The 13,306-nt window shown below is 54.7% G+C and carries 10 protein-coding genes; 4 read left to right on the top strand and 6 right to left on the bottom strand.

What is annotated here, in order from left to right:
* Nucleotide 1: 1 nt before the first annotated feature.
* On the bottom strand, nt 2-478 hold the full coding sequence (locus J2T14_RS21615; protein ID WP_307474075.1) for a RidA family protein: 477 nt from the start codon (nt 476-478) through the stop codon (nt 2-4).
* Between the two features lie 136 nt (nt 479-614).
* Here J2T14_RS21615 and pdxR point away from each other — a divergent pair, with 136 nt between their 5' ends.
* Nucleotides 615-2,015, top strand: a complete 1,401-nt coding sequence (pdxR, locus tag J2T14_RS21610) for a MocR-like pyridoxine biosynthesis transcription factor PdxR (RefSeq protein WP_307474073.1) — start codon at nt 615-617, stop codon at nt 2,013-2,015.
* A 12-nt stretch (nt 2,016-2,027) separates the two neighbouring features.
* Here the strand turns inward: pdxR and J2T14_RS21605 are convergent, their stop codons facing one another.
* Nucleotides 2,028-2,417 (bottom strand): hypothetical protein, encoded by a 390-nt coding sequence (locus J2T14_RS21605; protein WP_307474071.1) that lies wholly within the window; start codon nt 2,415-2,417, stop codon nt 2,028-2,030.
* A gap of 214 nt (nt 2,418-2,631) precedes the next feature.
* Between J2T14_RS21605 and J2T14_RS21600 the strand changes: the two genes are divergently transcribed.
* From J2T14_RS21600 to J2T14_RS21590, 3 genes are all read left to right on the top strand, one after another.
* Nucleotides 2,632-3,015, top strand: a complete 384-nt coding sequence (locus tag J2T14_RS21600) for a hypothetical protein (RefSeq protein ID WP_307474069.1) — start codon at nt 2,632-2,634, stop codon at nt 3,013-3,015.
* Nucleotides 3,016-3,159: 144 nt separating this feature from the next.
* Nucleotides 3,160-4,809 carry an SWIM zinc finger family protein gene (locus J2T14_RS21595; protein ID WP_307474067.1) on the top strand — a complete coding sequence of 550 codons (1,650 nt, stop codon included), beginning with the start codon at nt 3,160-3,162 and terminating at the stop codon, nt 4,807-4,809.
* Nucleotides 4,810-4,811: 2 nt separating this feature from the next.
* On the top strand, nt 4,812-7,808 hold the full coding sequence (locus tag J2T14_RS21590; RefSeq protein WP_307474811.1) for a DEAD/DEAH box helicase: 2,997 nt from the start codon (nt 4,812-4,814) through the stop codon (nt 7,806-7,808).
* A gap of 92 nt (nt 7,809-7,900) precedes the next feature.
* Here J2T14_RS21590 and J2T14_RS21585 read toward each other — a convergent pair whose 3' ends face one another.
* The 4 genes from J2T14_RS21585 to J2T14_RS21570 form a co-directional block, all read right to left on the bottom strand.
* A complete protein-coding gene (locus J2T14_RS21585; RefSeq protein ID WP_307474065.1) occupies nt 7,901-9,214 on the bottom strand; it encodes an ATP-binding protein in 1,314 nt (437 codons plus the stop codon).
* Nucleotides 9,215-9,352: 138 nt separating this feature from the next.
* Nucleotides 9,353-10,345: an ABC transporter permease gene (locus J2T14_RS21580; protein WP_307474063.1), complete on the bottom strand. Its 993-nt coding sequence runs from the start codon at nt 10,343-10,345 to the stop codon at nt 9,353-9,355.
* Nucleotides 10,342-11,832 (bottom strand): sugar ABC transporter ATP-binding protein, encoded by a 1,491-nt coding sequence (locus J2T14_RS21575; protein ID WP_307474809.1) that lies wholly within the window; start codon nt 11,830-11,832, stop codon nt 10,342-10,344. Before J2T14_RS21575 ends, J2T14_RS21580 begins: the two co-directional genes overlap by 4 nt.
* 141 nt (nt 11,833-11,973) lie before the next feature.
* On the bottom strand, nt 11,974-13,113 hold the full coding sequence (locus tag J2T14_RS21570) for a sugar ABC transporter substrate-binding protein (protein WP_307474061.1): 1,140 nt from the start codon (nt 13,111-13,113) through the stop codon (nt 11,974-11,976).
* Nucleotides 13,114-13,306 lie beyond the last annotated feature (193 nt).

Below are 13,306 nucleotides of genomic sequence, written 5' to 3'. Positions count from 1 at the left end.
CTTACCGTTCCTCCCGAACCGCAAAAATGGAATCAATAATAACGGGCAATCCGCCGCGCAACGAAACCGCTCCGAATACGGAGCGCGCATGCACGCCTCTGTCCCCGAACACCTCGGCCATCAGGTCGGAGAAGCCGTCAAGCACCTTATGATGCTCCGCGAAGTCCGCGCTCGCGTTCACGAACCCTTGCGCCTTCACGACGCGCTTCACGTTGTCCAACGAACCGAGATACGACTGCACGACAGCCAATATTTCAATCGCCGTCTCTCTTGCGCACTTGTATCCGTCCTCCGTCGTATAGTCAATGCCAAGCTTCCCTCTCGCTCCGCCGCTTGGCCCTTTGCCCGATACGAACAGTAGACCGCCTTCCATGACGCAGTTCGCATAGCTGGCTGCCGGTTCACTGGCTGTTGGCAGCTTGATGCCTAACGCTTCCAGCTTGGACGATGCCGTATCCGATGATGCTCCATTCCACATATCGATTCCCCCTAAACGCTTCTTTATTGCCGGTGCTTAGCTCACAGTCTATACTACAAGTGACTACTAACGAAGTGTCAGTTGGCAACTACTTTTAGGGGTCAGATGAAGAGAAGCAAGCGGAGGAATCAAACCGATGGACATTACGCTTAATCCGGGCGACGAAGGACCGCTCTACATACAGCTCTATAAACGAGTCAAGACGCTTATCCAGAACGGCAACCTGCAGGGCGGCGCGAAGCTCCCATCGGTGCGGGCGTTGTGCCGACAATTAGGCGTCAGCAAAACAACGGTAGAGACCGCCTACCAGATGCTGCTGGAAGAAGGTTATGCATCGAGCAAGCCGCGCTCCGGCCTATATGTCATCGATTATGAGCATCGGACATTCGCAAAAGCGAAGAGGCCCAATAACAAGGAAAAGAAGAGGTCCGCCGAGCCGCAAGCACCGATGATCGACTTCAGCCTGCTGACCGTCGACGGCGAATCTTTCCCCATTCGTCAATGGCGATCTGCGTTAGCGGAATCGCTTGCCATGAACGGCCGGTCCATTCACGAATACGGCGATCCTCGCGGTGAATACGGCTTGCGAGAGCAACTGGCGCGCTATTTGACGAATTCGAGAGGAGCGGTCTGCACAGCCGAGCAGATCGTCGTCGGCACGGGCATTTCGAACAGTATACATATTCTATCGAGGCTGCTGGGCGATGGCGCGGCCGTAGGGGTCGAGGAGTACGGGATTGCACAGATCAGAACGATTTTCGAGCAGCATCGGATCAAGCTCGTGCCGATTCCGAACGATGACGATCATAAGCAACCGAACCTCGCCCAACTTGAACGAAACCCGCTGCAGGCGCTCTATATGACGCCGTCCCATCGTCCAGCGGGCAGTCCGCTTCCCTACAAAACCAGGCAGCTGCTGCTGCAGTGGGCACAGAAGGGCGATCGTTATATTATCGAAGACGACTATGACGGGGAATTCCGTTATGACGGCAAAACGATTCCCTCCCTGCAAGGGATGGACCGCAACGATTCCGTCATCTATTTGGGCACATTCTCCAAGTCGTTCACGCCGGCGCTGCGCATGAGCTACATGGTCCTTCCAATCGAACTCATGGAAAGGCTGAACGGACTCGCGCAGATTCTAACATGCCCGTCGCGGATCGATCAGTGGGCAATGGGGCTGTTCATCGAGAAGGGGCATTGGTATCGTCATATTCGCAAAATGAGGCTGGTCTATCGGAGGAAGCTCGAGCGGATCATTCAATGCGTGGAGCGCCATATGCCCGGCAGAGCCGAGGTGACAAGCGACCGTGCCGGGTTGCATATCGAGCTGACGCTGCAAGCGGGCTGCAGCGCCGAGAGGCTGATCGAGCTGGCCGCTGCGTCAGGGGTACGCGTCTACGGGCTGCAAAGCCCCGGCATGCGCGGGCATAACGAAAAGCCCAAAATTTATTTGGGCTTCGGAGGTATCGATGATAGCGATATGGAACGCGGCATTCAAATGTTAAGTGAAGCATGGTCGACAGTATGGGGCTGAATGTGTAGCCTGTTATTTTTTTGCCAGCCTAACCATTAAAGATATGCCCTCTACGATCAGTCCGATTACGAATCCGGCTGCAATCGCCTCCATGAAAAAGAGGATGCTGGCGAGGTCCTCCCAACCGTTCATATCTCTGGAATAGACGACCATCCCGATAAGACCGGCCGCCAGGCCGGCAGTGGAGCATAACGCCAGCTTGCGCAAGCCGAGCCATCCGAAGAAGCCGAACAGGAACGAAACGCCCGTGCCGAGCAACAGAAACCGGATTGCATAATCGCCCGTAAACGACTGCCCCAGGAAGCCGAAACGAATAATCCATAGCAGCAAGGTTGCCATAAGCGCGGAAACGCCCGCCCAAAGCCACCATCGACTGCTCCTTGCAACAGGAAGCCACCTCATAATAACTGCCCCTCTCTTTTGCAACGCTTTTTGCTTGATGTCATTATTAAGACGTATTTCATGCTGCAATTGTTTCGGTACAAGGCCGGAATAGGCGTTACGTTATAGTCGGAGATTATGACCGTTATTTCTGAGCCAATCGAGTAGAATCGTCCAAGATTCGCTTCAGCCTTTTCATAGAATATAGTATTCTACCTGAGAGGTTGTGAGACTGATGGCTGTGAATTACAAATATTCAACGGGTCCGGTCGAGAACTCCGTTAATGTCGACACGACGTTCACCCCGCCCGGCGCATCGAGCTTCGTATTCGTCAAGGCGCTCAACAATAGTACCTGCAATAACGTCAGGGTGCGCGTGAAGCTGTTCGAATTGAACGGAGCGAAGAGATTGTTGACCGATCGTTTATTAACGTTAAGTCGATTTCAATCGGACTTCGTTATTCTTGAAGTGGCTTCGCTTGCCCAGTACGAAGTGCAAATCCTCACCGGCAACCGGAAGGTGCTCGTATCCGTTTGGGGCAAAAATGCCGACGGTCAGCTCGTAGCGGCTCAGCGCTTCACGCAACGGGAGCTCACCAAAGTTAAAATTAAACGCTGAAACATATCCATCTTTCATAGAACCTCAATGATCGGCGAGGCTGTCTATTCCACTAGCGAATAGGCGGCCTTATTGCCTCATATGACGACTATTCTTGTTAGTGATATAATTTATTTAATGTGATTTAAGGGAGATTGTACGAACATGGACGACTTGTTTGCAATGGATCAAGGCCAGTGGAATATGCTCATTCAAGACGTCGCCGACAACTTCGACGAGGCAACCGTCAAGCGCGGATACGCTTACTATAGACAAGGGCGCGTCCTTCATCTGTCGATGAGCGCGCCGCAGCACATTGAGGGCGTTGTAGAGGGAAATGAAAACTATGAGGTCGAGATGAATCTTGATTTTTTCACCTTAAATCATTGCACCTGCCCTGTGCGGAACAACTGCAAGCATCAATTTGCGGTGCTGCTCGAGTATGCGAGGCTTCAGAACCGGTCCGTCGAAACGCTTGTGAACGCCCAGCAATATGTGACGGGAAGGCCGGCCCCAAGAACGGCAACCTCCATGACGGTCGATCGAAGGCCGAAGCCGTCAGCGGCTAAGCCGGTTGTCGCATCCGCAGCGGAGCTGTCGGCCAAGGGCGACGAGCTGCCTCGAATGACGATAGAGCAATGGCATGAATGGTTCGCCCTCTGCACGGCAAGCTTGCAGGACAGAACAAGGAACGCGCAATATGCGCAGGATTCGCTGAAGTCCATTTTCGCCCATAAACCTTCGCTGTCCCCCGTTCTGGAGCAGTTTCTTCAATTGCACGCGCGCCTATTCGTGCTGCAAGCGCTGACGATGCCTATGAACGGCTCATCGATGCAGCATAACTTCTATATGGGATTCTTCACCCATTCCGCGGCGTCCGATGTGGAGAAGGAGATTATGGGCTTACTGGATGAAAGGCTTGCGCTAAGAGACGAACCTGAGCAATGGGAACGCGCAACCGGGACGCTTGCTTTCTTGCGCCGCAAAATGCTTACCCAGCCACGCAATCAATCATCTGCTTCCGCTTTTTATTTTGAGCTATGGACCAATTGGCTTCAGCCCAATATGGACGGCACGGAGCTGTATGCCGAGGAGCTGCGGCAGCTGGAGGCGGCTTCCGATACATTAGGGAGTGAATTGCGTGCGTATCCGTGGACGATCGCGCGGAGCTGGGCTTGGTTCGGACAAGAGAACGACCGCGAGTCGAGAGAGCTTCTGCTCGCCGTCAATCGGTCCGAATGGAATCCCGACGATCTGTTTCGTTTTTTGCGGGAGATGATACGAAATGAACAATGGGATCGCCTGGTTGAATGGATGACGTGGATTGGCTCTGGCATGACGGGCTTCTCCGGCAATGCGGAGCTGTTGTATTCCCAAATCTGGGATGTGGCCGTACGCCATCGTCCGGATGCCGAACCGCTTATGTGGGATGCGCTGAAGCGGCGGCTCCCGGCAAGCCTTGATGCTTACGAGGATAAGCTGAAGGCATACGGCAAGCTGCGCGAGTGGATGGACTACCAAATAAGCCAAGGAAGAGAACCGCTTGACTATCGTGTCACGGAATTCGCCGATATCGAGAAAAACGATCCCGGGTTGCTGCTTCCCTTCTACCATCAAGCGGTGGAGCGATACGTACTGCTTAAGAACAGAGCCGATTACAAAAATGCGGTCAAGCTGCTAAAACGGCTGGCCAAGCTATATAAGAAGCTGAAGCGCGAGGACAGATGGGAGCTCTTCTTAGGCTCGTTCCTGGACCGCCACAGCAGGCTCCGCGCGCTTTCGGAAGAACTGCGGAAAGGAAAGCTGATCCCATGAGCATAGGCACGCATGTCGATACGGCCAAGGTTACGGTCACTTTAACGACGCAAGGCGACGCCCTTCTTTACGGGCATAAAGCGAATCGCATTAGCGCTCTGAACGGATTGGTGCTGAAGCAGCTCTTGTTCGCCTGGCACGAGCCCTCCTTCTACGGAACGGAGCTCGAGGTGATGCAGGTGCAGAACACGGAGCTGATATTATTGCCTGCCGAGCAGGTGATTCCTTTCTTCTCCGAGCTGGAGCTGCTCTCTTCTATGGAATGGGAATGGGCGGGACATGGCCCGGCGATCGTCCAGCTCGCGCCTCTGTTGGCGGCAAACCTCGAGGAGAAGCGCTATATCCCGAACCTATCGGCTTTCCTGGAGGGTAAGCTGGAATGGAGCTGGGACGACAAGGATACAGATGCGGCTACGTTTGCGACACAGGATGGCCGGCAAGCCGGAGAAACTCCATCGCAACAAGACGAAGCTCTAACCGAAGGTCTTAAAGCCGCCTTCTCTGCGTCGGTGTTCAAGCGTTTCTATTCTACGGAATCGGAAGAAGCCGATCTGCGCAGAGAATTTCCGCTCTTGTTCGCGAGCGATCATTCGACTGTCGAAGGCATGGACGAGCAGGCTTGGCTCATGGCGATCGGCTGGAGGGCCGATACGGCGCCTTTCCGTCCCATGCTGCAATTGCTTGAGCCCGGCGAAGAGGAGCTGGAATGGCGGCTGCGGCTTGTGCTTCAAGATAAGCTGGACCAGACGGCAATTACGCCAATACGGCTTGCAGGGGACGGCAGCGCGCTCGGCTCTTGGCCCGCCTCGTGGTCAAGCTACGTGCAGGAACGCTCGACCGGATGGCTTGAGCATCTTCGCGCATGCTTGCCGGCTGAACAGCTGGCAGAGGTCAGTTCGGGCAGCAAAGATCTGCTAAGCGCTCCGCTATCGGATGAGGCCGCTTGGCAGTTTCTAACGACGGGCAGCCGCCGCCTGCTCGAAGCCGGCTGGCAGGTGCTGCTTCCCGCCTGGTGGGAGGCGGCCAGCAAGAAGAAGCCGCGGCTGCGCGCCAAAGTGAAGGACAACGCGGGCCGCGGGACGAACCGCTCGTTGTTCGGCCTCGACTCGCTCGTCGACTTCGACTGGCGAATCGCGATCGGAGAAGCCGATCTGACCGAGGAGGAATTCGCCGAGCTCGTCGCCCGGGGCGAGCGTCTTGTCCGCTTCCGCGGACAATGGATCTCGCTTGACCCTGCCCTGCTGTCGCAAATTCGCAAGCTGATGGCAAGCGTGGACCGTTCGGAAGGCCTTTCCTTCCAAGACGTTCTGCAGTTGCATCTTCTCGGAAGCGACGGCGGGAGCAGCGCCGAAGACATTGCTGCGGATGCGGCCGACAACGCGGCCCGCGTTCAGCTGGAGGTCGAGCTTAACGAGCATCTCGTTAAGCTGATCGGACAGCTCGGCTCGCAATCCGAGCTGCCGCCGCTAGAGCCGCCGGCCGGGCTGCGCGCCGAGCTGCGGGCGTACCAGCGCGACGGCTACGCATGGCTCGCCTTCTTAAGGCGTTTCGGCCTCGGCGCCTGCCTCGCCGACGATATGGGCTTAGGCAAGACCGTACAGCTAATCGCGTACTTGCTGCATATGAAGGAATCCGGAGGGCTGCCGGACGGCGCTCCTCCTGCCCTAATCATTTGCCCGACCTCGGTGCTCGGCAACTGGCAGAAGGAAATTCAGCGCTTCGCCCCGTCGCTCGGCGTCACGCTCCATTACGGCGGCAGGCGCAGCAGCGGCGACGCCTTCCTTGCGCAGACCTTGCAAGCCGACATCGTGCTGACCTCTTATGCGACGGCCACGCTCGACCAAGAGCTGCTGCAGCCGATTCAATGGGCTGCCATTTGCCTCGACGAGGCGCAAAATATCAAGAACGCCCAGACGAAGCAGTCGTCCGCCGTTCGCGGCATGCAGGCGAAGCACCGGATTGCGTTAACAGGCACGCCGATCGAGAATCGCCTCACGGAGCTATGGGCGATCTACGACTTCATCAACCCCGGCTTTCTGGGCAGCGCCGCGGGCTTCCAGCAGCGCTTCGTCAAAGCCATCGAAATCGAGCGCGACGAGAAGCGGATGGCCGACTTGCAGAAGCTCGTGAAGCCGTTCATGCTGCGCCGCAAGAAGAAGGATCCCTCTATCCAGCTTGACCTGCCGGATAAGAACGAGATGAAGACCTATATTCATCTTACGGCCGAGCAAGGCGCTCTCTATGACCAGACCGTGAACCAGCTCATGGACCGGATGCAGAAGCTCGAGGGCATCGAGCGCAAAGGTGCCATACTTGCCGCGCTTACGCAGCTTAAGCAGCTGTGCGACCACCCGGTTCTGCTGACGAAGGAGAACTCGGCTGTCGAAGCCTCGGTTAAAGGAGCAGCGGTTGACACGGCACCGGATTTCGAATCGCTCATTAGCCGCTCGTCCAAACTGGAGCGTCTGCTCGCCATGGTTCGGGAGCTGCGCGAAGAAGGCGAGCGCTGCCTTGTCTTCACGCAGTATGTCGGCATGGGTCAGATGCTGCAGCAGGTGCTTCAGCACGAGCTGGGGGAGCCGGTGCTTTACTTGAACGGCAGCACGTCCAAGAGCGGGCGGGATCGGATGATCGAGCAGTTCCAATCGCAGACATTGCCGCCGGCCGAGCAGCCGAACGTGTTCATCTTGTCCATTAAGGCCGGCGGTGTCGGCCTTAACCTGACGGCGGCGAATCATGTATTCCACTTCGACCGCTGGTGGAATCCGGCCGTCGAGAACCAGGCAACCGACCGCGCCTATCGGATGGGTCAGACCCGCGACGTGCAGGTGCACAAGTTCATTTCGCTCGGCACGCTCGAGGAACGGATCGACGAGATGCTGGAGAGCAAGCAGCAGCTTAGCGACACGATCATAACGAGCTCCGAGGGCTGGATTACCGAGCTGTCCACCGACGCGCTCCGCGACCTCTTCACGCTGCGGAACGATTTTGCCGAATAGGATATAGACGGACGGCAATGCAAGGCCCATAGACAAAACAGGGGTTATCCTACAGGTCGATCCATTCCGACCTGTGGGATAACCCCTTTATTTTATTGCGATTCTTCCCGCATCATGCCGACTCGCCGGCTCACTTCTTCCATCCCTTTCGCATCCTTCGCGAAGCTGAACTGAAACGTCGTTCCCGCCCCTACCTTGCTTTGAATGTCGATCTTCCCGTTCATCTTCTTGATGATGCCGAACGAGACCATGGTTCCAAGGCCCGTCCCTTTCTCTTTCGTTGAATAATACGGCGTCCCAAGCCGCCGGATCTGCTCCTGCGTCATGCCGCAGCCGTTATCGCTGATGCGAATAAGCAGCTCATCGTGGGTTTTGTCCGATCGAATCTCCAGTACGCCGCCGCCCGGCATCGCCTCGATCGCATTTTTGCCGATATTAATCATCGCTTGCCGGAACTTGTACCGATCACCCGCAACCAGAAGCGGCTGCCCAGCCGCAACGTTTTCCTTTATCTGAATGTTGTTATAGTTCGCGTAGGTGAGCAGCACGTTCGACAAATAACGAACCTCTTCATTTAAGTCGATATTTTCGACCGTCTCGGGGTCGGGTTTGGCGAGCGCCAAATAATCGGTAATGATCAGCTGCGCCCGATCCAACTCTTCGAGGCTGATTTGTTTGTAAAAGTCTTTTTTCTGCTGGCTTAAGTTAGCCGTTCCGAGCAGCTCGATAAACCCTCTGACGGTCGTTAGCGGGTTGCGGATCTCGTGGGCGACGGATGCGGCCATATCGCCCACGATCTTCATTTTCTCGCTGCGAATAACCTCTTCCTGCATATAGAAGTATTTGACCAATTTCTCGATTAAATAGATGCCGATTCCGACGATGACGCCCTGCACCAAATACGTTTGGAGCGTCGCGAGCGGCTTGCCGTAGAACAATTCAAGCTTCCCGATCAACGCGAAGTATATAGAAAACGCGATCAATTTAATGGAAGTGCATAACAGCACTGCGGCAATGATTTTATGAGGCAGCTTAAGAGTATGATAGCGTTTGTTAACCCCGTACACGACAATCAGACTCGGCAGCAACGCACAAATGTACAGAAGCTCGTTCGGACTGCCCAGCAAATAACGGTAGATTAGTAATGTGGCATATAACAGCAACGCGACGGGCATCCCGCCGTACAAGGATCCGATAGCCAGCGGAATGGAGCGAAAATCGTACGTGAGACCATTAATATGAATCGGGAAAGACATCGTTGTAATAAGCGCAATTGCAAAAACGATATAGAGCAAGAAGCGGTACAGTACCAGCCTGCCCTTCACCCGGAATATATAAGGATAAAACACAAGCGGGGAAAAAATAAGAAAAATATTCAACATAAAATCTTTGTAATAAGCGATCATAATTTCCCCCAGCCTCATACTCTTTTTTGACCTAAATATATCATAAAAGGACGCTATTGGATGCATTTGTCGGCAAGAAAAAAAGCGGCCCTCAGTCCCAATCTAGACTGTCGGAGCCGCTTTGTTTCTATGTTCTCGCTAGTGCTTTCGCTTGTAGTACGTTATCGCGAGCGCGAGCGCCAGAACGGAGCCTTTCACAATATCCATCGCGTAATAGGGAACGGAGAGCATGATAAGCCCATTGGACAAAATACCGATAAGCACAGCGCCCGCGAACGTGCCGAACGCATTGGGCTTGCCTGCGCCGAGTACCGAGTAACCGATAAAAGCCGCCGCGACCGCGTCCATCAAATAAGGGCCGCCCGCATTAACTTCGGCATTCATGACGCGCGCGCCAAGCACGATGCCGCCGATTGCCGCGAACAAAGCCGACACGAGATAGGCGATCAAGCGGTATTTGCCGACCGCGATGCCCGACAGCTTGGCCGCTTCCGGATTGCCGCCGATCATGTACATATAACGGCCATGCTTCGTGTAAGTCAGGAATAGGTGAACGACTGCGACCACAAGCAGCATAATGATGATGATCCACGGCACTTCGCCGAGCTTGCCGAAGGAATCGGGAATGACTCCCGTAGCAAAATCGCCGTTTGGCATGATCATATTTTGCGAGATCGTCGCCCCTCTTGTATACGTGAGCGCCACGCCTTGGAAGATGAACATCGTCGCCAGCGTCATCAACATATCTTGAATCTTGAAGTTGATGACAAGAAAAGCATTAATTAAGCCGATGACGAGACAGAAGGCGATGGAGACGACAATCCCGACGCCGACGCTCTGACCATGCCAGACGAACATCGAGATGACAAGCGCGTTAGAAACCGATGCCGTTGAACCGACAGATAAGTCGAAGCCGCCTACCGAAAGCGATACTGTAAGTCCAGTCGCTATAATCGTTACGATAGCAATCGAGCGCAATATATTTATAATGTTAGCGCCGTTCAAGAAGTTGTCCGTCATCGTACCGAATACGGCAACGAGCAGCAGGATCGTAATTAACGTCCCGTATTTATATAGAAAATCAAAGAAATTAAACCCTTTCGGGCTCCGATTCGCTTCGGCAGCCTTCATGTCAACAAGCCTCCAGTGCTGTACAGCAAGATCTCTTCTTCATTCGTATGCTTCGTCTCCAGCTCCTTAATGACGCCGCCGTCATACATGACGTACATGCGGTCGGTGATGCCCATCATCTCGGACATTTCGCTGGAGGCGTACAAGATGCATTTGCCGCGGCTGGCCAGTTCGGCCACCAGATCGTAGATGTCGCGCTTCGCGCCGACATCGACCCCTTTGGTCGGCTCGTCGAAAATATACACGTCGGCATCGACGAGCAGCCATTTGCCAATGGCAACCTTCTGCTGATTGCCGCCCGACAGATTGCGAACCTTCGCAGCTCCGCTTGGCGTCTTGATGCCAAGATCGCTAATGATCGAAGCAGAGGCATTCTTCTCCCTTGCCGCACTCAGCCAGGAGCCCCACTTCGTGAATCGCGATAGGACAGCCGCCGTAATATTGTCCGTTACCGACTCGTCTACGAATATGCCCTCGCGGCGACGTTCCTCCGGTACGAGCGCCAGCCCGTTCTTCACCGCCTGATGCGGCGACCGAATCCGCAGCTTGCGCCCTTGCAGATAAACATCGCCCGACGACGCAGAAGACGCTCCGAACAAGGCACGGCAGAGCTCCGTCTTGCCAGCGCCCACGAGACCCGCAAGACCGACGATTTCGCCTCTGCGGATGAACAAATCAACGTCCTTCACCTTGCCGGCATCGCGAATCGACTTCGCCTCGAACCATTTCTCCCCGATCGACCGTTCCTTCTTCGGGAACTGACCGTCCAGCTTCGCGCCGAGCATGTGCAGGGCAATCTGCTGCTGGCTCATGCGGCCGATTTCATCCCGCACGACCAGCTTTCCGTCACGCATAATCGTGATGTCGTCGCAAATCTCGTACAGCTCCGGCAAACGGTGGGAAATGAAGATGACGCCGACGCCCTCCGACTTCAGCTGCCCTACGAGGCGGAACAGCTGCTCCGTCTCGTTATGGCTGAGAGGCGCCGTCGGCTCGTCCAATACGAGAAAACGACACTCCATCGACACGGCCCGCGCGATCAATACCATCTGCTTCTCCGCAAGCGTCAGCTCTTGGACAAGCTTTCTCGTGGGTACCTTTACGTTCAATCGGTTCAGCACATCCTGCGCCGAGCGGTGCAACTGCTTCCAGCTGATCATATGCCGTCCCTTCATGTTATGGACGGTTTGTTCCATCATAATATTTTCGCCAACGGTCAAGTTAGGAATAAGTACGGTGTCTACTTCTTGATAGACGATCTGAATGCCGTTATCCTTCGCGTCCTTAGGCGACCGAATGGGGGCGTGCTTGCCATTCAGCCATATTTCGCCCGTGTAGTGATTGTACGCGCCCGAAAGCACCTTCATCAGCGTGGACTTGCCCGCCCCGTTCGCGCCGATCAAAGCATGCGCACGTCCGGCCAACGTATGAAAGTCAACATCGGTGAGCGCCTTCACGCCGGGGAATTCAATGGATATTGCTTTCATCTCAAGCCTGCTTGCCTCTCGCTCCGTCAACTGTCTACCTTCCTCTCCAAACAGGATAGAGCGCCCCCATCCGTATGGACAAGGGCGCCTGCTCTAGCTTCATGCAGCTAGTATATCATTATTTATTTTAGAAATAGATGCCTATTTGCCGTTTGCAGCCTTCAACGATTTGATCCACGTTTCTTCGAAAGCATCCGTCGTTCCCCAGCCGGGAATGATTTCGGCAAGCGTAACCATGTTGACAGGCTCCGCCGACTTCTTCAAGCTTGCTTGATCGATAAGCGCCGCTTCCAGGTTGTACGTCTCCGGAGTCTCTTCGCCGGCCAGCTTCTTGGCAAGCAATCTTACGTTAACCGCACCGATCATCTTCGGATCGACCGCAGCCGTCGATACCCAAGGGCTGTTCTCTTCTTGAATGATTTGCAGGTCGGCATTCGATACGTCAATACCGTAAATCTTGATTTCCGTGCGTCCTGCTTCGATCAGCGCTCTAGCCGCGCCTATCGCGAACGCATCCCATGTTGCGAAGATCGCGTCGATCTCGCCTTTCGGGTACTTGGTCAGCATAGCGGCTACCGCGTTTTGCGTGTCGACGGACGTATTCTCGTTTGCAACGCCGAAACGGTCAACCTCTTTGATGTTCGGGTATTTCGCCAGCGTCTCTGTGTAGACGTTGTTGCGGCGAACCATTGGAGGGAAGCCGTCCACCCACAGGTATACGATCTTAGCATCCTCGCCTTGCTCTTTCACGAGGTTATCCAGCGCGAATTGAGCGAGCGCTTCGTCATCCTGCGAAGTAAGCGTTACGCCGGATACGCCGGACAATTCGCCTACGGAGTCGAAAGCAACGACTTCGATTCCTTTGTCTCTCAGCTCCTGAACGGCCTTCACTGTTGCAGGGTCATCGCCGTGCGAGACGACGACGCCGTCCACGTCGCTGTTCGCCGCTTGGTCAAGCGCGTCGAGGAACTTCGCCGTATCGCCGTTCGCCGAGAACGTGTCGACGCTGAATCCAAGCGCCTCGCCCTCTTGCTTCGCGCCGGCAAGGAATTGGGCCGTGTGATCGTCTCCGCCGATCTTGCGGATAACCTTCAGTTTAATATCGCCTTTATCGGCCAGTGCCGCAGGAATGTCCGCTATTACTTCATCTGCCGGTTTGTTATTCCCGTTGCCCGCACCGTTCGCGTTCGCGTTGTTGCCCTTAGCTTGTCCGCAGCCTGTAGCGACGATCACGACCGCCAGCATCAGCCCAAGCATCGAGCGAAGTTTCTTGTTGTTCATTGCGCATTCTCCCCTTATACCATCTAAAATAATGATTAATACAAGTAATCCTATCGGATATTTAAATGAACGTCAATAGCTTATCTTTAATTGTTTGTGACATTTAATAGAATTGCCAACAATTTGTTCACACAATCCCCATTATACCTCAATTTCCCCTCATAAGACGAAAAAAAAATCCCGAATCCTCGTG

This window comes from Paenibacillus harenae, from assembly GCF_030812415.1.
Lineage (GTDB): Bacteria > Bacillota > Bacilli > Paenibacillales > Paenibacillaceae > Pristimantibacillus > Pristimantibacillus harenae_A.
This window is presented reverse-complemented; position numbering and strand designations above follow the sequence as displayed.

Coding starts and splice junctions, on each gene's coding strand:
- J2T14_RS21615 (WP_307474075.1), bottom strand. CDS start 478: ATGTGGAATGGAGCATCATCGGATACGGCATCGTCCAAGCTGGAAGCG.
- pdxR (WP_307474073.1), top strand. CDS start 615: ATGGACATTACGCTTAATCCGGGCGACGAAGGACCGCTCTACATACAG.
- J2T14_RS21605 (WP_307474071.1), bottom strand. CDS start 2,417: ATGAGGTGGCTTCCTGTTGCAAGGAGCAGTCGATGGTGGCTTTGGGCG.
- J2T14_RS21600 (WP_307474069.1), top strand. CDS start 2,632: ATGGCTGTGAATTACAAATATTCAACGGGTCCGGTCGAGAACTCCGTT.
- J2T14_RS21595 (WP_307474067.1), top strand. CDS start 3,160: ATGGACGACTTGTTTGCAATGGATCAAGGCCAGTGGAATATGCTCATT.
- J2T14_RS21585 (WP_307474065.1), bottom strand. CDS start 9,214: ATGATCGCTTATTACAAAGATTTTATGTTGAATATTTTTCTTATTTTT.
- J2T14_RS21580 (WP_307474063.1), bottom strand. CDS start 10,345: ATGAAGGCTGCCGAAGCGAATCGGAGCCCGAAAGGGTTTAATTTCTTT.
- J2T14_RS21575 (WP_307474809.1), bottom strand. CDS start 11,832: ATGAAAGCAATATCCATTGAATTCCCCGGCGTGAAGGCGCTCACCGAT.
- J2T14_RS21570 (WP_307474061.1), bottom strand. CDS start 13,113: ATGAACAACAAGAAACTTCGCTCGATGCTTGGGCTGATGCTGGCGGTC.